This window comes from Methylobacterium gnaphalii, from assembly GCF_007992215.1.
Taxonomy (GTDB): Bacteria; Pseudomonadota; Alphaproteobacteria; order Rhizobiales; family Beijerinckiaceae; genus Methylobacterium; species Methylobacterium gnaphalii.
On the sequence record NZ_BJZV01000024.1, the window covers coordinates 45,546 to 65,300 of the forward strand.

Here is a 19,755-nt window from a genome sequence, read left to right on the forward strand (position 1 = left end):
TTACTCGGCCGGCTGCGGCAGGCCGCTCTCGCGCTGAGCCGACCTCGCGCCCGACAGCATCAAGCCGATATAGATCAGCGACGGCGTCGAGACGAAGATCGCCGAATAGGTACAGATCACCACGCCCGCGAGCATCACCACCGCGAAGCCGTGGATCGCCTCGCCGCCGAACAGCACCAGCGACAGCAGCGCCAGCGAGGAGGAGATCGAGGTCATCACCGTGCGCGACATGGTCGAGTTGATCGAGAGGTTGAGCAGCTCGACCGTAGGAATGGTCTTGTAGCGGCGCATCAGCTCGCGGGTCCGATCGAACACCACGACCGTCTCGTTCAGCGAGTAGCCCACGATGGTGAGGATGGCCGCGATCGAGGTCATGTTGAATTCGATGCGGGTGATGATGAAGATGCCAACCGTCAGAACGATGTCGTGCAGAGTGCCGACGATGGCGCCAAGCGCCAGCTCGCGCTCGAAACGAAACCAGAGATAGAGCAGCACCGCGACGACCGAGAGCACGACGCCGATCGTGCCCGACTGCACCAGCTCGCCCGAGACGCGCGGGCCGACGGTCTCGGTGCGGCGGAAGTCGTAGTCCTTGTCGAAGGCGGCGTGCGCCTTCTGCATCACGGCGGTCTGGCCCTGCTCGCCGGCCTGGAGCGGCAGGCGCACCAGCACGTTGCCCTGTCCGCCGAGTTCCTGCACCTCCGCCTCGCCGAAACCGAAGCCGTTTGCCTCGTGGCGGATCGCGGCGACGTCGGCCTGGCCGGACTTGGCTTGCAGCTCGACCAGCGTGCCGCCCTTGAAGTCGATGCCGAAATTCAGGCCGATCGTCAGGAAAAGGGCGACGGTCGCGAGCGACATCACCGCCGAGAGCGGGAAGGACAGGCGGCGGAATCGCATGAAGTCGAAATGCGATTCATCGGGCCAGAGGCGGAGCAGGCGCATGGTCTGTCTCGATACGGCAGTCGTGTCGGGGCGCGTTCGGAGCGGCTTCAGTTCAGAACGGCAGCGTCTTCTAGAATGGTAGGGTCTTGGGCTTCGCGTACTTGTACCACAGCGCGATCATCATCCGCGTGAGCGTCACAGCGGTGATCACGGTCGTGAGGATGCCTAAGATGAACACGACCGCGAAGCCCTTCACCGGGCCGGAGCCCATGAAGAACAGGATCAGCGCGGCGATTGCCATGGTGGAGTTCGAATCGATGATCGTCGCGAAGGCCCGGTCGAAGCCAGCCTGCAGTGCCGATACCAGCGAGCGTCCGGCTCGGCTCTCCTCGCGCATGCGCTCGTAGATCAGCACGTTCGAATCCACTGCCGTGCCGATGGTGAGGACGATGCCGGCGATGCCAGGCAGTGTCATCGTGGCCTCCAGCACCGACATCAGGCCGAGGATCAGGCCCACGTGGACGGCAAGCGCGATGTTCGCGAAGAAGCCGAAGGTGCCGTAGGTCGCGAACATGAAGATCACGACGAAGATTCCGGCGAACAGCGTGGCGTGCTTGCCGGCCTCGATCGAGTCCTTTCCGAGACCCGGGCCGACCACGCGGCGCTCGACCACGGTGAACTTCGCCGGCAGCGCGCCGGCGCGCAGCAGCACCGAGAGGTCGTTGGCCTGCTGGACGGTAAAGTTGCCGGTGATCTGGCCGGAGCCGCCGGTGATCGCCGTGCGGATCACGGGGGCCGAGACCACCTCGTTGTCGAGCACGATGCCCATGCGGCGACCGACATTCTCCGAGGTCGCCTGGCCGAAGCGCTGGGCGCCACGCAGGTTGAACTTGAAGCTCACCATCGGCTCGTGCGTCTGCGGGTCGAAGGCGGGCTGCGCGTCGGTGAGGTCACCACCATCGGCCATGACGCGGCGTTCGACTGGGACCTTCTGGCCCTTCTCCTCCTTGGAGGGGATCAGGTCGACGTCGCCGGAGGGAGAGTCCGCCAGCATGCGGAATTCGAGCTTGGCGGTGGAGCCGAGCAGCTTCTCGAGCCGCTCCGGGTTCTGCTCGCCCGGAACCTGGACCAGGATGCGATCGGCGCCCTGCTGCTGAATCGAGGGTTCGGTGGTGCCTGTCGAGTCGAGGCGGCGACGGATGACCTCGATGCCCTGGCTGACCGCGCGGCGGGTGCGGTCGGTGATGCCGGCATCGGTGTAGGTGAGCGTGATCAGGCCGTCGGGCTGCTCTTTGATGTCGAGGGTGCCTGTGCCGGCGGCGGCGAGGCTCTGAATCGGCTGCGACAGCTCACGCAGCTTCGGCAGTGCCTTGGCACGCCCAGCCGCATCGCCGATGCGTACCTGTACGCCACGCCTCTGGATCTGGATGCCGCCATCGGCCCGGACCTGCTCCTGCTGGAGCACGCGGCGGACGTCGTCGCGCAGGCCCTTCACCATCGAGCCGGTCAGCTCGTTCTGGTCGACTTCGAGCAGGAGCTGTGAGCCGCCCTGGAGGTCGAGGCCGAGCACGATCGCCCGCTGCGGAATGATCCAGTGCGGAATGAAGCTCGGCAGCGAAGCCATGAAGCCCTTGCGCTGCTCGGGCGAGAAGAAGCTCGGGATGGCGAGGCTCAGGCCCACCAGGATGACGGCGAGCGTTCCGATGATCTTGGACTTCGAAAAGCGCAGCATCCGCCGGTTCCAGCTCTTCTTCTTCTCTAGGGCGCAGGGCTCGGACCCCGCTCCCGCTGCGCGGCCCTCAGGCTGCCTTGACGGGACCGCCCTTGACCCGAACCTCGGAGATCATGCTGCGCACGATCTTCACGCGCACGTTCGGGGCGATCTCGACCTCGACCTCGGCTGCGTCGTCGGTGACTTTGGTCACGCGGCCGATGAGGCCGCCATTGGTGACGATCGTGTCCTCGCGGCGCAGGTTCTTCATCAGGGACTGGTGGTCCTTGAGCCGGCGCTGCTGCGGGCGCAGGATCAAGAAGTACATGATCACGAAGATCAGCGCGAACGGCACCAGCTGGATAGCGATGTCGCTGCCACTGGTCGCACCAGCTGCTTGCGCGAAGGCGGGGGTGATCAGCACGAAAACTCCTGATGGTGCGACGACCCACGCCGCGGAACGTCCGGGCGAGGGGTGGGCTTCAGCCTGTCGAAAAGCGCGCGGACTATAGCCACGGGCGACCCGAAAGCAACGGTGCCTGTTGAGCTTGCGTCACCGCGTTGGAGACGATGCCACCCGCGCCGGTTTCGGCCTGTCCTCGCAGTGCCTGGTTACAAGGCATGCGCGAAAAACGGACGGCGCGCTATTCTTAAGCTCGCGTTCAGAATGAGGGCGAAAAACTAGTCCTCAGCTTCGATCTTGCCTAGGTCGAGCCCCATTGGAGCCCAAACGTCGTCGCGATCACTGACGATATCTGCACGCGAAGGCCGGTCAACGGCCCGATCATGAGGAACAGGACCCAAGTATTATGTATTCCGATCATCGGAACCAGGACGGCGCAGCTCGAACCGTTGCTCACGGGGTGGACGATGCCCAGGCCCGCGAGAGCTTCCGCCCCGTAGCTCTGCCCGCGCTCGCCGCCGCCGTCCATATCGGCCGCCAAGCCGCTGAAGCCGCTCGCGCTAGGCTCGCGGCGCGCCGTACGGTGCGGATCGTCTACGAAGACGAGCCGGTCGTCTGACCCTTCGCCGCGCCGGCGCGAGGGATCGTCCGTGCTGATCCTGCCGAGCCGCCGGCAGGTGCTCACCGGGCTCGGCGCGAGCACCCTCGCCGCCGGGTCGATGGCCGCCTACGCCTTTGCCATCGAGCCACGGTACCGCCTTGCCGTGACGCGATACGCGCCTAGCCTCGCCGGCTGGACTCCAGGCCTGTCACTGCGGATCGCGGCCATCGCCGACGTTCACGTCTGTGAGCCCTGGATGCCGCTCGACCGCGTGGCGGAGATTGTCGACGCGACGAACGCGCTCAAGCCCGACCTGATTGTGCTGCTTGGCGACTACCCGGCCGGCCGCAGGGTGACCTGGAAGCCGGTCGCCCTTTCCGATTTCGCGCGCATCGCCGAAGGTCTGCGCGCCCCGCTCGGCGTCCACGCCATCCTCGGCAATCACGATTGGTGGGAAGACGAGGCGGCGCTCGACGCCCAAAAGGGACCGGTCGAGGCGCGCCGGGTGCTGGAGGCACGCGGCATCCCGGTGATGGAGAACGATGCTGTCCGCCTCGTGAAGGACGGCAGGCCATTCTGGCTCGCCGGACTGGCCGACCAGCAGCCGTTCTGGATACGGCGCGATCGCCGTAGCCTCGCCGACATTCCCGGAACGCTCGCCAGACTCGCCGATGACGCTCCGGCGATCCTGATGGCGCACGAGCCGGAGATCTTCCCAAAGATTCCCGACCGCTTCGCTTTGACACTGGCCGGCCATACCCATGGCGGCCAGGTGCGCCTCTTCGGCCATTCCCCCTTCGTCACCGGCCGCCACGACCCACGTTACGTCTATGGCCACGTCGTCGAGGGGCGGCGCCAGATGATCGTCTCCGGCGGCCTTGGGGTCAGCAACGTCGCCGTCCGTTTCGGCGTGCCCCCGGAAATCGTGCTGGTGGAGCTTGGGGCGCAGTTCAGCGCCTGACGCTGTCTGTGGACGAGTTGATCGGGTGAAGTGCCCATCGTCTCGGACGTCTGGAGCGAAGCGCACCGCGTCCGAGATCGAGGAGAGAAGGTTTGCGCAGCGGCTCAATAGGAATGGCGCTGACATTGCCGTCCGGTAAGCCGGAACTGAAGGTCAGCCGGTCAGGCGTTTTCGGTCGCAGGCCCCGAGCGGCGCGACGCCGCGCTCGTCCGTAAGAGCCTTGCGCCCTAGACTGTGTGCATGACCAAGCGCCGCCTCATCCTGCTCCTCACTGCCCTCCCCGCCTTCGGCACGCCCGCCGCGGCCGATTCCTGCGGCGATCTCGCTGGAAAGGTCGCCGCCGCGACCAAGGCGGAGGTCGGTGAACGGATCGAGGATTTCGTGCGCTTCAAGGCGGAGGGCACCATGACGCTCTCTCTCTCCTGCGGCGGCACCGGCCCTTCATCGGTCGGCGCGCAATACCTAGGCGAGCCACTGCCGGAGGATTACTACAGCGTTTTTGGCAAGGCCGGTCAGGCCGTGTCCGGCGTTGCGGCCGATACGCTCGTCGCCGCTGCCCACAAGGCCCGAATCGAGGCGGAGACGAAGCGCCACAGCACCGTGCCGACGGGCGGCGTGCTCGTGACCTGCTCGTTTACACGATCTGCCAAGGGTCCTCTCACCATGTGCGCTGCCATCGAGAAAGCGGATCGCAGCTGAGGCCGGGGGCTCGATGATGGCAGTTGCGCTGTCCGTCTTCACCATCCCGTACGACGGCTGATCTCCCCACCGCATTCGCTTCCGCCCTGTCACTCCGGGGCTCGCAGAGAGCGAACCCGGACCCGACGGGTCACGCCTCCGGCGCGCTCCTCCGGGTCCGGTGCCGCTGCGCAGCCCCGGAATGACGGTGGACGCGCTTACAACGGAATGTTGTCGTGCTTCTTCCAGGGCTGCTCCATCTCCTTGGAGCGGAGCATGCCGAGCGCCCGGGCGATCCGCTTGCGGGTCGAGTGCGGCATGATCACCTCGTCGATGTAGCCGCGCTCGGCGGCGACGAACGGCGAGAGGAAGTGCGTCTCGTACTCGGAGGTGCGCTCGGCGATCTTGTCCTTGTCGCCCATCTCTGCCCGGTAGATGATCTCGACCGCGCCCTTGGCGCCCATCACTGCGATCTGGGCCGTCGGCCAGGCATAGTTCAGATCGGCGCCGACGTGCTTCGAGGCCATGACGTCGTAGGCGCCACCGAAGGCTTTTCGGGTGATGATGGTCACCAGCGGCACCGTCGCCTGGCTATAGGCGAAGAGCAGTTTGGCGCCGTGCTTGATCAGTCCGCCATATTCCTGCGCCGTGCCCGGCAGGAAGCCCGGCACGTCGACGAAGGTGACGATCGGGATCGAGAACGCGTTGCAGAAGCGCACGAACCGCGCGGCTTTGCGCGAGGCGTCGGAATCGAGAACACCGGCCAGAACCAGCGGCTGGTTGGCGACGAAGCCGACCGTGCGTCCCTCGATGCGTCCGAAGCCAGTGATGATGTTGCGGGCGTAGGTCGCCTGGATCTCGAAGAAGTCTTCTTCGTCGGCGACGCGGCGGATCAACTCGCCCATATCGTAGGGCTTGTTCGGGTTGTCGGGGATCAGCGTATCGAGGCCCTTATCGAGCCGATTGACATCGTCGAAGCTCTCGATCTCCGGCACACCCTCAATGTTGCTGGCGGGCAGGAAGTCGAGGAGCCGACGGATTTGTAGCAGCGCCTCGACGTCGTTCTCGAAGGAGCCGTCGGCGATGGACGACTTGGTGGTGTGCACCTTGGCGCCACCGAGTTCCTCGGCGGTCACCACCTCGTTGGTAACGGTCTTCACCACGTCCGGGCCGGTGACGAACATGTAGCTCGTGTCACGCACCATGAAGATAAAGTCGGTCATGGCTGGCGAGTAGACGTCGCCGCCCGCGCAGGGGCCCATGATGACCGAGATCTGCGGGATCACACCCGAGGCAGCGACGTTGCGGCGGAAGACCTCGCCGTAGCCGCCGAGGGCTGCGACGCCCTCCTGGATGCGGGCGCCGCCGGCATCGAAGATGCCGATGATCGGCGCGCGCATGCGCAGCGCCATGTCCTGCACCTTCACGATCTTCGCGGCATGCGTCTCGGAGAGAGAGCCGCCGAACACGGTGAAATCCTTGGAGAACAGGAAAACCTTGCGGCCGTTCACGGTGCCCCAGCCGGTGATCACGCCGTCGCCGGGGATCTTCTGCTTCTCCATCCCGAAATCGGTGGAGCGGTGCTGCACGAACATGTCGAATTCCTCGAACGACCCGTGGTCGAGCAGGAGTTCGATGCGCTCGCGCGCCGTGAGCTTGCCGCGATTATGCTGGGCCTCGATGCGCTTGGTGCCGCCGCCGAGACGGGCAGCAGCGCGCCGCTCCTCGAGCTTTTCGAGAATGTCCTTCATGGTGTCGACGCGCCCGTTTGTATTCAAAATGCGATTAATACGAAGACCATAGCCCTAAATGGGCTTAGCCATTCGCCGGCTGACCGCCCTTAGCATGCAGGTTTGCGGGCGGGAACGGGGACTGACGACCTGACAACCGGACACGCCCGGCATGCGCTTCGGTCCGCTTGCCGGAATGAGCCGGCCGGCTAGATTGGCCGCAATGGAGCCTTCCTCCCGTAACCAGGACAGCGAGCCGGCGACGGAGCTGCAGGTTCGCGCTGTACCGGGCCTTGCCGGGATCGCCGCCGCCGACTGGGATGCTTGCGCGACATCGCCTGAAACCCTCTCAGGGGGCGACGAGACCTACAATCCTTTTGTTTCCCACGCCTTCCTCTCGGCTTTGGAGGAATCCGGTTGCGTATCGCGCAAGACGGGCTGGCTGCCGTTGCACGTCACCGTGGAGCGCGGCGGGCGGCTGATCGGGGCGGCGCCCTGCTACCTGAAGTCGCACAGCCAGGGCGAATACGTGTTCGACCAGGGCTGGGCGGACGCCTTCGAGCGAGCTGGCGGAGCCTATTATCCGAAGCTCCAGGTCAGCGTGCCGTTTACGCCGGTGACTGGGCCGCGCTTCCTGATCGCGCCTGGCGAGGAGCCGGATGCAGCCGCCTCGGCCATTGTGGCGGGTCTCAGAGCGCTGCGGGCCGAGACCGAGGCCTCGTCGATTCACGTCACCTTCATGCAGAAGCGGGAGTGGGCGCAGGCGGGAGCCCTCGGGCTACTGCAGCGCATTGACCAGCAGTTCCACTGGGAGAACCGGGGCTATCCAAATTTCGACGGCTTCCTAGCCGACCTCGCCTCGCGCAAGCGCAAGGCGATCAAGCGCGAGCGCCGCGAGGCGCTGGCCTCCGGCATCACCATCGAGCACGTCACCGGCAACGGCATTACCGAGACGCATTGGGATGCATTCTTCGAGTTCTATACCGACACCGGCGCCCGAAAGTGGGGCCGGCCCTACCTGAACCGCAAATTCTTCCGGCTGATCGGTGAGCGCATGGCCGAGCGCATCCTGCTGGTGATGGCGCGGCGCGACGGCCGCCTGATCGCCGGGGCGATCAACTTCATCGGTGATGTCGCGCTCTACGGGCGCAACTGGGGCTGCATCGAGGATCATCCCTTCCTGCATTTCGAGGTCTGCTACTATCAGGCGATCGAGTTTGCGCTGGCGCGTGGGCTTAAGCGGGTCGAGGCCGGGGCACAGGGGGAGCACAAGCTTGCTCGCGGCTACCGCCCGGTGGCGATGCACTCGGCCCACGACATCGCCGATCCGCACCTGCGCCGGGCGGTGGCCGACTATCTCGAGCGCGAGCGCGGATATGTACGTGCGGCGATCGACGAATACGAGACGATGACGCCGTTCCGATGCGCGGACGGTGCGGCTTAGATGCACGGGGCCCCGCTCGCGCACGAGGTGGGGCGCGACGCGGCGGCACCGCACCTGGTGACCGACGCGGCGCGACAAGCTGATGGGCTTGCACCGCCTTCCTCTCGACGGCGGGCTTCGGTATTCCGTTCGGGCGGCCGGCCACGGTCGTCTCGTAGCCCGAAACTGGAGACTTTTGACGCCGTGAAGTTCGGGATCGACGCCGACCAGGGACATGTCATCTCGGGCTATGTCGCGCCGGACAACCAGCTTGCGGTGAGCCGGGTGCGGGTGTCGGTCGAGGGCCGTTCCGTTCTGGAGGTTTCGGCCACGGGCGTCGACGAAGGGATCCGTGCAAGCGGTTGGCATGCAACGGGACTGTGCCGGTTCGTCATCGACGAACACAATCTGCCGGGCCTCTCCGAAATTCGAAATTTAGACATTCATGACGTCGATACGAACGTGCTCATTCATCGACGCGCTGTGGGATCCGAGTTCTGCGACAAGAAATTGCTCCTCATCAACGCAAGTATCAATGAAGATCCGGCTTTGCAAGATAGTTTGTACCCTCATTTCGAGATGAGCTACTTCAATATCAATAAATTCCCCGAAGATATACTTGCGCATATACTCGGAAATCCATACATCAAGTCTCGTCTTTTTGCCGGATCTCTGCTGATTCCGCGCTACGAGGGCGAATACGACTTCGGCAACTGCATATCTGCCCTGCTTGTCGAGGATCCCTTCGTGGAGATGGCCAGGCGGATGTTCTGGCTGCGCAGCCGAGCGGCTCTGGTCGACGATGAGGCGCAGAGTTGGCGCCTCGGCGATCTGATCGAGGCCGTGAGGTTCGCGGCCGAAACCGATTACGACGACATCAAGAGCGTCAAGCACTTCTTTCGGATGCTGCCTCAGGAGGCCTATCGCCTGCTGTTCAACCCGCTGACGCGCGTGCTCGCCACGCGGCTGCCTGATGACCGCATCTTCCCGGCCAATTCGATCATTGCGGTCGAGGTGCTAGCCCGCATCGGAATCGTCGGCCATCGCAACTACTACGAGGCCTTCGCGGCCACCGTGTTCGATCGGCTGGAGATCGTGGCTCCGCCGCCGTCTCCCTCGCCGATCCCGGCGGAGATCCTGGCTTTCGCCGAGCGGCTCCGGGGTATCAAGGCCGCGGTCGACTTCCTCGTGTTCGACGAGGTAATCAGCCGATCGGTGCAAGACGCCGTCGCGCGAAACTGGGCCGGCTGACTCCCGCTCACGCACACGTCCGAACGAGAGGCCTATCGTCCATGAGCCCGATCGACCGTATCACAGGCTACGCGGACGAGTTGACTGCGATCCGCCGCGACCTTCACGCCCATCCTGAACTCGGCTTCGAGGAGATCCGCACCTCCGGCATCGTCGCCGGCCATCTGGAGAAACTCGGCATCGAGGTGCATCGCGGTCTCGGCAAGACCGGCGTGGTCGGCGTGCTGCAGGGCAGGCCGGGCGCGCGCCGCATCGGTCTGCGCGCCGACATGGACGCGCTGCCGATCGAGGAGGAGAGCAACCTTCCCTACCGCTCAACGATCCCTGGCAGGATGCACGCCTGCGGTCATGACGGACACACCACCATGCTGCTCGGCGCGGCGCGCTATCTCGCCGAGACCCGGAATTTCGACGGTACAGCGGTCTTCGTGTTCCAGCCGGCAGAGGAGGGTCTTGGCGGAGCCCGCGCGATGATCGCCGATGGGCTCTTCCAAAAGTTTCCCGTCGACGAGATTTTTGCGATCCACAACAACCCCAACGGCCCGCACGGCAAGATCCTGGTACGGCCCGGCCCGGCCATGGCCGCGGCGGATTTCTTCGACATCCGGGTCGCCGGGCGCGGGGCCCATGCGGCCCGGCCGCAGGAGGGCATTGATCCGGTCCTCGTGGCGACGGCGATCACCCAGGCAATGCAGTCGATCGTCAGTCGCAACGCCGATCCGCTGAAGGCGGCGGTGGTCTCAATCACCCAGATCCATGCCGGCGCGGCCTACAACGTGATTCCCGAGACCGCACATCTCGCCGGGACCGTGCGCACCTTCGACCCCGCTCTGCGGGAGCTCGTCTCGATGCGCATTCGCGAGATCGCTACGGGAATTGGCACGGCCTACGGGGCTCGCGTCGAGGTCGAGATACGCGACGTGTTCTCTGTGCTCGAGAACAGCCCGGATCATGCGGCCGCGGCAGCCGAGACCGCAGCCGAGCTTTTTGGTCCCGAACATGTCGACGGAAGCTCGACGCCGCATATGGGCAGCGAGGATTTCGCCGACATGCTCCAGGCGGTGCCAGGCGCCTATGCCTGGCTCGGTGCCAAACCGGGGCCTGGCCTGCACAATGCGAGCTTCGACTTCGACGACACGCTGATCCCGCTCGGTGCCGCCTTCCTGGCGCGAATGGTGGAGCGGCGAAGCGTCATCACGGCTTGAGCCGAGGGGCTGACGGTGCAGCGCCCTGCCCCTTCGCCTGTATCTCAATGAAGACCCGCTTCACCTGGCGGTTCATCACCTTGAGGCGGCCATCCAGCCGCCCGACCAGCCGTTCGATCTCGGCACCGGGAAGCGAATCGTCGATGTCGAGGCTGATGTTCACGAGGATGTCGGACGGCCCAAGATGCTGGGTCAGCACCTCGTTGAGGTGACGCACGGCCGGCTCATCGCGCACGGCCTCGTGGATCGCGCTCACGACGTCCGGATCGGCCGCCTCGCCGATCAGCAGGCCGTGTGTCTCGACCATCAGGAAGACTGCCATACCGACCAGCACGAGCCCGATTCCGACCGATGCCCAGCCGTCGAGCGCCGGCCACTCGAGAAGATGCGCTGCCACGACGCCGGCCAGGGCGATCGCTAGGCCGATCAATGCGGCGACATCCTCGACCAGGATCGTGAACAGGGCCGGGTCTTTGCTCCGCTGGATTGCCGAGATTGCCGACTGGCTGCCCTTCTCGGCCCGGAACGACCGAACCGCAACGAGGCAGGAATAGCCTTCCGCGGCGATAGAGAAGCCGAGGATCGCCACGTTGGTCCAGAAACCGGAGACCGCGTAGCCGAACACGGTGGCATCTGCCGGCGGCTCGGGGTGTTGGATCTTGTGCGCACCCTCGTAGATCGCGAACAGTCCGCCGCCGAGGAAGATGAACAGCGCGACGATGAAGGCGTAGAAATAGATCTCCCGCCCGTAGCCGAACGGGTGGCGGGCATCGGCCGGCTTCTGCCCGCGCTTCAGGCCGACGAGGAGCAGCAGCTGATTGGCGGTGTCCACGACGGAATGCGCACCCTCGGCCAGCATGGCCGATGAGCCGGTGAGGAAGGCGCCGGCGAATTTCGCGAGGGCGATCGCGAGATTGGCTCCCGCTGCCGTATAGATCGCGCCCGTACTCTCGGCCAATGCCCGCCCTCCCGTCGCCTGCTGAGGCAAGCGTGACCGTTGGTCCCAACGCTTCTCTGCGCGAAGAGTTCGCGGGGTGGCGGTGAGAAACCGGGTTCCTGTGGACGCTCGTGGGTACGCTGTGCAACCTGCCGGCCGACATCGGCCCGGCTCAAGGAACGCAATCGGAATGAGCACCGCCTACGATCCCGGCAACATCTTCGCGAAGATCCTTCGCGGAGAGATTCCAGCCGAAAAGGTCTACGAGGACGACGACACTCTCGCCTTCATGGACGTCATGCCCCAGGCCGAGGGACATACCCTCGTGATCCCGAAGTCGCCGTCACGGGGCTTTCTCGATGCCGATCCGGAGGTGCTGGCGCGGCTGATCAAGGTGGCGCAGCGCGTGGGGCGCGCCGTCAAGACAGCCTTCGAGGCCGATGGCCTGAGCGTGTTCCAGTACAACGAGCCGGCCGGCGGGCAGACGGTGTTCCACCTGCACGTCCATCTCGTGCCGCGCCGCGAGGGCGTACCGCTCAAGCGTCACGAGGGTGGCATGGCCGACAAGGATGTGCTGGCCAGGCACGCGGAACGCATCCGCGCGGCGCTCAGGCAGGAGTAAGGCGTCGCTTCAGGCTGCGCTGCTCGCCGGGGAGCGGCTGAGGCTGGTGAGGGCGGTCCGGAGGGCGGCGTTCTCGGCTTCGAGTTCCGCGATGCGCCGGACCAGCATGCTCATCGCCGGGTCGGCCGCTGTCGGCGCCGCGACTGGTTTCTCGTGCACCGGGGGCAATTTCGCGATGGCGTCGTCGAAGGTGACGCCGACGCCGTTGTCGCGCCGCCAGCGCATCGTTGACCGAAAGGTCTGATCCTTGTTCTGGATGTAGAGGTCGAACACCTCCGGCAGGGGCGAGGTCTCGCTCAATTCCAGGCGCGCGCCGGTCGGCGAAAGGTCGCGGATCAGGCAGTCCATGCTGGACGCACCGCCGTTATAGACGATCCGTCCTCTCAGAAAAGTCCGCATGCGAACGTTCTGGCGCTGCTCCATCGACATCTCGGTCCCCGACCCACGGCCCTGCGAACGACGTTGCATGGAAGGACTTAAAAAAAGCTCGCTGATCTTCTCGAAAGATGACGGTGTTTCGACGGGTGCACAGCGTCAGGGCAGGGGCCGGTCAAAGGACTGAAACAGATAGAAGCCGTTGAATCGGACTGAGGTGGCAGCCACTCTCCCGTCGAATCCCGGTGTCCGCGTCGAATGCTCCTCGATCTTGCCGCTGAAGCTCCAGCGGTTGCCGTTGACGAAGCGCGGAACCACGTGGCTCTCAGGCACCGCGCAACACAGACCCTCGCCACTCTTCAGGCGGAATAGGTTGTAGCTTCGCATCGGATCGTCCTCTGCTGCGCCACCCTGCGCGATGCGCAATAGCTGCACAATCGGACAGGTTTATGTCCGGCCCCGTTGCCAAGACACCATTGCGTCGGTGCGTGACCGGGCTATTCCGCCGGGATGGCGCGTTCCCACTCGTCGAGCCAGGCGCGGGCGCTGGAATCGGAAGGTGCGCGCCAGTCGCCACGCGGCGAGAGCGCGCCGCCGGCAGAGACCTTCGGGCCATTGGGCAGTGCCGAGCGCTTGAACTGGCTGAATCGGAAGAAGCGGTCCAGGAAGACGCCGAGCCAGCGCCGTATCTCCGGCAGGTCGTAGGCGACCCGCTTGGCCTCGGGCAGATCCTGCGGCCAGGAGCCGGCCGCGCGGTCGCTCCAGGCGTGAAGCGCAAGGAAGGCAATCTTCGACGGCCGGAAGCCGTGCCGCAGCGTGTAGTAGAGGTTGAAATCCTGCAGCGCGTAGGGGCCGATCTTGGCCTCCGTGCTCTGGGGCCCCTCGCCTTCCGCCGCCGGCACGAGCTCCGGTGAGATCTCTGTGTCGAGCACGGCCGCGAGCGTGCGGTTCTCGGCCTCGCCGAACTGGCCCGAGGCGATCACCCAGCGGATCAGGTGCTGGATCAGCGTCTTGGGCACGCCGGCATTGACGCCGTAATGGCTCATCTGATCGCCGACGCCGTAGGTGCTCCAGCCGAGGGCGAGCTCCGACAGGTCCCCCGTGCCGAGCACGATGCCGCCATGTTGGTTGGCAAGGCGGAACAGGTAATCGGTGCGCAATCCCGCCTGCACGTTCTCGAAGGTCACATCGTAGACCGCCTCGCCCCGGCCGAACGGGTGGTCCATCTCTTCGAGCATCGTTCTGGCAGTCGGCCGGATGTCGATCTCGTGTCCCGTGATCCCGAGCGCGGCCATCAGCGCGAGGGCATTCGCTTTGGTTTCGTCCGAGGTGGCAAAGCCCGGCAGGGTGTAGCCGAGGATGTCGCTGCGCGGCCGTCCAAGCCGGTCGAATGCCTTCGCGGCCACGATCAGGGCCTGCGTGGAATCGAGGCCGCCCGAGACGCCGATCACCAGCCGCTTCGTGCCGGTGGCGGCAAGCCGCTGGGCGAGACCGGCGACCTGGATGTTGTAGGCCTCGTAGCAATCCTGGGCGAGCCGGCTCGGATCGGCCGGCACGAACGGGAAGCGCTCGATGCGTCGCCTCAGGCCACGGTCGTCGCTGGGCGGATCGAGCCGGAAGCCGATGCGCCGGTAGGGCTGGGCGCGGGCGCGCGCATTGTCGTCGAAGCTGCCCGAGGACAGGCGCTCCTGCGCGATCAGGTCGAGGTCGATGTCGGCGAAGATCGCGACGGGGTTGGGCGAGAACCGCGGGCCTTCCGCCAGCCGCACGCCGTTCTCGTCGATGCTGGTCTGGCCATCCCAGGACAGGTCCGTCGTCGATTCGCCCTGGCCAGCCGCGGCGTAGACGTAGGCGCACAGTCCCCGCATCGAGGCGGCACGGGTGAGCAGTGCGCGCGATTCCGCCCGCCCGATGGTGATCGGGCTGCCCGAGAGATTGGCCAGCACTGTCGCACCCGCCAGAGCCGCATCCATCCCCGGCGTCGATGGCACCCAGAGGTCTTCGCAGATCTCGATGCCGAGAACGAAGCCGGGCAGGTCGTCCGCCGCGAATAGGAGGTCGGTGCCGAAGGGCGCGTCGAGGCCAACCAGCCGGATCGTCTCGCCGGCGATGCCGGTGCCTTGGGCGAAATGGCGCTTCTCGTAGAATTCGCGGTAATTCGGCAGGTAGCTCTTCGGCACGACGCCGAGAAGCCGGCCGCCCTGGATGGCGACGGCGCAGTTGTAGAGGCGGTGGCGCCAGCGCAGGGGCGCGCCGACGACGAGGATGGGGGTCAGCGCCTGTGAGGCTGCGATCAGCGTCCCGAGCGCCGTCTCGACCGCGTCGAGCAGCGTCTCCTGCAGCAGGAGATCCTCGATCGCGTAGGACGAGATGCAGAGCTCGGGGAATAGGGCGAGCGCGGCGCCGGCCCCGTGGCACTCCTGCACCAGGGCAAGCACGTCCGCCGCGTTGGCCGCTGGATCGCCCGGATGGCTGTGCCCGGTGCAGGCCGCCACGCGCGCGAATCCGTGGCGGTAGAGTGAGCGGAACTCGCCAGATGTCTGTGCCTGCGCCACCGGATCGCCTGTCGTCCCAACAGTTCCCGCCCAGCCCGGTGCCGGGAGGGCTGCAGTGTACGCTGAACCTCAGCCGCGGACAGCCCGTTCACACGCGCCTCTCCTCAGCGGATTGCGCCGGGCGAAATACACGCGGCGCTCGCCCTCAGAGCGGATGACCTCGGCCCGCACCTTCAGGAGGTCGCGCCGGGTTACGATGCCGGTCAGTCGGCCGGTCTCGACCTCTGTCACCGCGATGCAGCCCTGGTGCCGGCCGAGCATCAGGTCGACGGCGCGCGCGACCACGTCGCCGGGATGGACGATCACAGCGGCCTGACCCGTTAGGCGCTCCGCCAGCGCCTCCTCCGGTCCACCAGGGCTCATCTTCCAGTGAAGGGCGTCCTTGCCGGAGACGACGGCGATCGGACGGCCCTCGGCGTCGATGACAGGGTAGGTGCGGTGTTCCCCCCGCTCGACGGTCTCGACCGCCGCCGTGACGGTCATGTTCGCCGAGAGGGTCTCGGGGCGGCTGACCATGACGTCGCGGACGCGGGTCAGCTCGAAGGGATCGATGCCGTATTCGCGAGTGATGTGCTGGCCCCGGCGGGCGATCTTTTCCGTGAGGATCGAGCGCTTGAGGATCAGCACCGTCACCGCGTAGGCGGCGGCTGTCGCTGCCAAGAGCGCCGGCAGCGTGTGCAGGTCGCCGGTGATCTCCGCGGCAAAGACCGCGCCGGTCAGCGGAGCGCGCATGGTCCCACCGAGCATCGCAGCCATGCCGAGCAGGGCCCAGAACCCGGGATTGCCGGGCAGGACGCCGCCGACGAGCCATCCCATCGCGCCGCCGAGGATCAGGAGCGGCGCCAGCACGCCGCCAGAGGTGCCGGACGAGAGTGCCAACAGCCAGATCGCCGCCTTCACGACGAGGATCGCCAGGACGGCCTGGACGAGCAGGTGCCCGGCCAGCAGATCGCCGATCACGTCGTAGCCCACCCCGAGCGCGCGCGGCTCGATCAACCCGCCGAGCCCGATGCAGAGGCCGCCGATCGCCGGCCACCACATCCAATGGATGGGCAGGCGCTCGAACAGATCCTCCAATGTGTAGAGGCATTTGGTCAGCAGGGCCGATTGAAGCCCGGCGAGGATCCCGACCATCGCGCAGGCGGCGAGGCCCCACCACGGCAGCGCCGGCACGCCCGAGAAGGCGAACAGGGGGCCGCTCTCGAACACCAGCGGACGCCACGCCGTGGCGGTTAGCGCCGCGGCGGTCACGGGCAGGAAGCTGCGCGGCCGCCACTCGAACAGCAGCAGTTCGACAGCGAGCAGCACGGCGGCCATCGGCGTGCCGAAGATCGCCGTCATGCCGGAGGCCGCGCCGGCGACGAGCAGCGTCTTCCGCTCGGCGGAGCTCAGATGGAAGAACTGGGCGAACAGCGAACCGATCGCGCCACCCGTCATGATGATCGGGCCCTCCGCGCCGAAGGGGCCGCCGGTGCCGATCGAGATCGCCGAGGAGAGCGGCTTCAGGATCGCCACTTTCGGCGACATGCGACTCTGGCCGATCAGGATCGCCTCGATGGCTTCCGGGATGCCGTGGCCGCGGATCTTCTCCGATCCGAAGCGCGCCATCAGGCCGATGAGGAGCCCGCCGATGACCGGAACCGCCACCATCCAGGGCGTGCGCGCCGCGTCCGCCAGCGACACCGGAGTCGTGTCGAAGCGTCCGAACCAGGCGAGTTGGGTGACGAGGGCGATGAGCTTGATCAGCGCATAGGCCGCGACGCTGCCTGCGCTGCCGATCACCAGAGCCATGGCGACGAGAACCAGCACACGAGGGCTCGCGGTGAAATCACCGAGCGGCCGAGGTGCGGGCGCGGCCCGTGCCGGCGCCTTACTTTTCGTCGCCACAGCCGTTCCTGTCTCGATTAGCATCGATGTCTCCAACTTCACTCACGCTCATATATCGTATTACGACATAATTGGCCCCTTTTTCTGCGGAATGGTATGAATGCGGTCATGACATCCGTGCACCGGACCGAGACCGGCCTGTCCCGCGAGCAATATGCGGCCATCGCCGATTTCCGTTTTCAACTGAGGCGCTTCCTCGCCTTCAGTGAGAGCGCGGCTATGCGAGCCGGCCTCCCGCCGCAGCAGCATCAGGCTCTTCTGGCAATTGCCGGCCATCGCGCGGACGAGCCGCCGAGCGTCGGCATGCTCGCCAGACACCTGCTGATTGCGCCGAACACGGCGGCTGAACTCGTCGGCCGGATGGAGCAGGGCGGTCTCGTCACCAAGGAAGCTGCTGCGGAGGATCGCCGCCGGACGGAGCTTGCCCTAACGCCGAAGGCCGCCAAGCTTCTGCGTACCTTGACGGTCGCCCATCTGGAGGAGCTGCGCGAACTCGAACCGGCTCTGGTGCGTGCGTTGGGCGGCATTGGGCCCGCCGGCTGAGCCCGTGGGACGTCCTGCGAGGGTGCCATTCAAGCGTTCATTAACGACGCTGCGCCTAACTGGCGGGGAACCGCTCCGCGGGGAGTCGGACCTTGTATCGAGTCATTTCACAGATCATGCGCGCAACGGGACGACCTCCCCATTCCCATCGTGATCCCTCTCGTCCCGGCCGTGGCGGCGACCGCCTCGACCTCTCCATCGGCGCCATCACACAGCGCCTGATGAAGATCCGCTCCAACGTTGCGCGCCGGCTCTATGGGCCGCCGCAGCGATCGAGCCAGCCTGTGGCGCGGCCCGCTCCGGAAGCACCCATGAGCTGGCTGACCTCCCCGCAGGCGATGCTCGCGGCCTCCGATCGGTCAGAGGTCCCGGCGGCATGGACCGAGCATGCGTCCCACCAGGATGCCAGCTTCGATCCCTCCTACGAGAGCCGCATCGACGAGAGCGCATCGAACGCAGGCGTCCTGGTGCGTACCCCGCGCCGTCCCGACGCCATCGTTCCCCACGCGATGCCTGTTCCGACAGGGGATCCGAGCGTGCGCTTTACCCGCACGCCCGATCCAGTACTGCAGGAGCGGCGCCAGCGCGCGGTCGAGGCCGAGCGCGAGGCTCAGCGTCAGGCTCAGGCCCTGGCCGAAGCGCAGGCTGCTGCCCTTGCTGCCGCCGAAGCGGCGCGCGAGGCAGCTGAAGCCGAGGCGCGCCGCGCGCAAGAGCTCGCCGTCGAACTTGCGGTTCAGCAGGCCGAGGTGGCCGCGCGGGCCGATGCCGAGGCCGTGCCGACCTGGCGTCGCCCCTTCGTACCGCCGCCGGGCGTCCGCTTCTTCCGTACCCCCGACCGGCCGCGCCACCTGGCCGCCAAGCCTGCGCCAGCGGTCGATCTGCCCGATGCCGAGTGGTCGGATGTACCGGACTGGTCGGATCTACAGGGCTGGTTCGGAGCGGCCGAGCCGTCCTCGACCGAACTCTGGTACGCGGACCTGCCGCAGCCGCAGGCCGCGAGTCCAATGTCGGCGATTCAGCCGGACGAGGCCTTTGTTTCCGTGCCCCTCGACATCTCGCATCTGCGCTCGTTGCCGCCGGCACCGGCCTACATGCTCGACCGTCTCGTCCGTTTCGAGTCCATGCCGATGCCGCGCCCAGCCAACGCTCCGGCCGAGGCGGGACATGCCCCGCGCCCGGTGCCCGCGAAGCCGGCGCTGAGCGTGCTGCCGGGCGGCCGTGCCGCGCCGGCCTTGCAATCGCCACGCCCCGTGTTGTCGGCGATGGCTGCCCGCGCCGCAATCCGACCAGCTGTCAAGGCCGAGTCGGGCGCTGAAGCCCCCTCCCCTCTCGCACCCGCACCGAACGAGGTCGCCCCGCCGCCTCGCCCGCTGCCGATCCCGGCGCGTCCGGTCCTGCTGCGCACGCCGAAGTCGGCTGTGTCCCAGGTCGAGGCGCCCGAACTCCCGACGGCGGAGCCGGAGCCCGCTCCCGAGCCGGTCGCCGCCCTGCCGGCACCCGTCTCGACGCCGCGCGCGATCATTCCGGAACGCCAGACCCTGGTGCCGGCCAACCGGCACGTGCCGATGTCGTTCGTCGGCAACGAGGATTACGAGCTGCCATCCCTCGAATTGCTCGCCGAGCCGATGCTCTCCGACAGCGAGGAGGTCGATGCGGACGAACTGGAGCAGAACGCGCTCAACCTGCAGCAGACCGTCCAGGATTTCGGCGTGCGCGGCGACATCCTCGCGGTGCGCCCTGGTCCGGTCGTCACCTTGTACGAACTCGAGCCTGCCCCCGGTACAAAGTCCAGCCGCGTGATCGGTCTGTCGGACGACATCGCACGCTCGATGTCCGCCGTCTCGGCCCGCGTCGCCGTCGTGCCCGGACGCAACGTGATCGGCATCGAACTGCCGAACCCGGTGCGCGAGACTGTGTACCTGCGTGAGTTGCTGGCCTCTGAGGATTTCGTCCACACGAAGCACAAGCTGGCGCTCTGCCTCGGCAAGAAT

Annotated in this window: 18 protein-coding genes; 9 read left to right on the top strand and 9 right to left on the bottom strand. The window is 66.4% G+C overall.

The genetic code is table 11. From position 1 onward, the window contains the following. From secF to yajC, 3 genes are all read right to left on the bottom strand, one after another. Complete coding sequence (gene secF, locus MGN01_RS18415; protein WP_147048288.1) at nucleotides 1-942, bottom strand: protein translocase subunit SecF; 942 nt, start codon at nucleotides 940-942, stop codon at nucleotides 1-3. A 70-nt stretch (nucleotides 943-1,012) separates the two neighbouring features. Beyond that, entirely contained in the window at nucleotides 1,013-2,614 is a 1,602-nt protein-coding gene (secD, locus tag MGN01_RS18420; RefSeq protein WP_147048289.1) for a protein translocase subunit SecD, read from the bottom strand. A 67-nt stretch (nucleotides 2,615-2,681) separates the two neighbouring features. Beyond that, nucleotides 2,682-3,014, bottom strand: coding sequence for a preprotein translocase subunit YajC (gene yajC / locus MGN01_RS18425; RefSeq protein WP_147048306.1), 333 nt, complete (start codon nucleotides 3,012-3,014; stop codon nucleotides 2,682-2,684). Between the two features lie 388 nt (nucleotides 3,015-3,402). Here yajC and MGN01_RS18430 point away from each other — a divergent pair, with 388 nt between their 5' ends. From MGN01_RS18430 to MGN01_RS18440, 3 genes are all read left to right on the top strand, one after another. Next, entirely contained in the window at nucleotides 3,403-3,615 is a 213-nt protein-coding gene (locus MGN01_RS18430; RefSeq protein WP_147048290.1) for a hypothetical protein, read from the top strand. Between the two features lie 31 nt (nucleotides 3,616-3,646). Then, a complete protein-coding gene (locus MGN01_RS18435; RefSeq protein WP_147048291.1) occupies nucleotides 3,647-4,558 on the top strand; it encodes a metallophosphoesterase in 912 nt (303 codons plus the stop codon). Nucleotides 4,559-4,798: 240 nt separating this feature from the next. Continuing rightward, the gene (locus MGN01_RS18440) at nucleotides 4,799-5,257 is read left to right on the top strand and encodes a hypothetical protein (RefSeq protein WP_147048292.1); all 459 of its coding nucleotides are present in this window, start codon (nucleotides 4,799-4,801) and stop codon (nucleotides 5,255-5,257) included. A 197-nt stretch (nucleotides 5,258-5,454) separates the two neighbouring features. Here MGN01_RS18440 and MGN01_RS18445 read toward each other — a convergent pair whose 3' ends face one another. Next, entirely contained in the window at nucleotides 5,455-6,987 is a 1,533-nt protein-coding gene (locus MGN01_RS18445) for an acyl-CoA carboxylase subunit beta (RefSeq protein WP_147048293.1), read from the bottom strand. A 202-nt stretch (nucleotides 6,988-7,189) separates the two neighbouring features. On the opposite strand from MGN01_RS18445, the gene MGN01_RS18450 reads away from it, so the two are divergent. From MGN01_RS18450 to MGN01_RS18460, 3 genes are read left to right on the top strand one after another with little or no spacing between them, the layout of a single operon-like run. After that, nucleotides 7,190-8,410: a GNAT family N-acetyltransferase gene (locus MGN01_RS18450; protein ID WP_147048307.1), complete on the top strand. Its 1,221-nt coding sequence runs from the start codon at nucleotides 7,190-7,192 to the stop codon at nucleotides 8,408-8,410. Then, the gene (locus MGN01_RS18455; protein WP_238257922.1) at nucleotides 8,411-9,640 is read left to right on the top strand and encodes a hypothetical protein; all 1,230 of its coding nucleotides are present in this window, start codon (nucleotides 8,411-8,413) and stop codon (nucleotides 9,638-9,640) included. It abuts the gene before it with no gap. A gap of 41 nt (nucleotides 9,641-9,681) precedes the next feature. Then, entirely contained in the window at nucleotides 9,682-10,845 is a 1,164-nt protein-coding gene (locus MGN01_RS18460; RefSeq protein WP_147048294.1) for a M20 aminoacylase family protein, read from the top strand. Here the strand turns inward: MGN01_RS18460 and MGN01_RS18465 are convergent. Next, nucleotides 10,835-11,803, bottom strand: a complete 969-nt coding sequence (locus MGN01_RS18465) for a cation diffusion facilitator family transporter (RefSeq protein ID WP_147048295.1) — start codon at nucleotides 11,801-11,803, stop codon at nucleotides 10,835-10,837. The genes MGN01_RS18460 and MGN01_RS18465 overlap by 11 nt on opposite strands. A gap of 169 nt (nucleotides 11,804-11,972) precedes the next feature. Between MGN01_RS18465 and MGN01_RS18470 the strand changes: the two genes are divergently transcribed. Beyond that, nucleotides 11,973-12,404 (top strand): HIT family protein, encoded by a 432-nt coding sequence (locus MGN01_RS18470; protein WP_147048296.1) that lies wholly within the window; start codon nucleotides 11,973-11,975, stop codon nucleotides 12,402-12,404. A gap of 9 nt (nucleotides 12,405-12,413) precedes the next feature. Here the strand turns inward: MGN01_RS18470 and MGN01_RS18475 are convergent, their stop codons facing one another. From MGN01_RS18475 to MGN01_RS18490, 4 genes are all read right to left on the bottom strand, one after another. Continuing rightward, nucleotides 12,414-12,872, bottom strand: coding sequence for a PilZ domain-containing protein (locus MGN01_RS18475; protein ID WP_306437173.1), 459 nt, complete (start codon nucleotides 12,870-12,872; stop codon nucleotides 12,414-12,416). Between the two features lie 66 nt (nucleotides 12,873-12,938). Next, the gene (locus tag MGN01_RS18480) at nucleotides 12,939-13,166 is read right to left on the bottom strand and encodes a hypothetical protein (RefSeq protein ID WP_147048297.1); all 228 of its coding nucleotides are present in this window, start codon (nucleotides 13,164-13,166) and stop codon (nucleotides 12,939-12,941) included. Nucleotides 13,167-13,276: 110 nt separating this feature from the next. Further along, nucleotides 13,277-15,334, bottom strand: coding sequence for an NAD(+) synthase (locus tag MGN01_RS18485; RefSeq protein WP_147048298.1), 2,058 nt, complete (start codon nucleotides 15,332-15,334; stop codon nucleotides 13,277-13,279). 69 nt (nucleotides 15,335-15,403) lie between these two features. Further along, a complete protein-coding gene (locus tag MGN01_RS18490) occupies nucleotides 15,404-17,245 on the bottom strand; it encodes a chloride channel protein (RefSeq protein WP_147048299.1) in 1,842 nt (613 codons plus the stop codon). Between the two features lie 84 nt (nucleotides 17,246-17,329). Here MGN01_RS18490 and MGN01_RS18495 point away from each other — a divergent pair, with 84 nt between their 5' ends. Then, nucleotides 17,330-17,764, top strand: coding sequence for a MarR family winged helix-turn-helix transcriptional regulator (locus MGN01_RS18495; protein WP_147048300.1), 435 nt, complete (start codon nucleotides 17,330-17,332; stop codon nucleotides 17,762-17,764). 116 nt (nucleotides 17,765-17,880) lie between these two features. Further along, nucleotides 17,881-19,755, top strand: a 1,875-nt coding sequence (locus MGN01_RS23685; protein ID WP_280178558.1) for a DNA translocase FtsK, incomplete at its 3' end; no start/stop codon positions are given.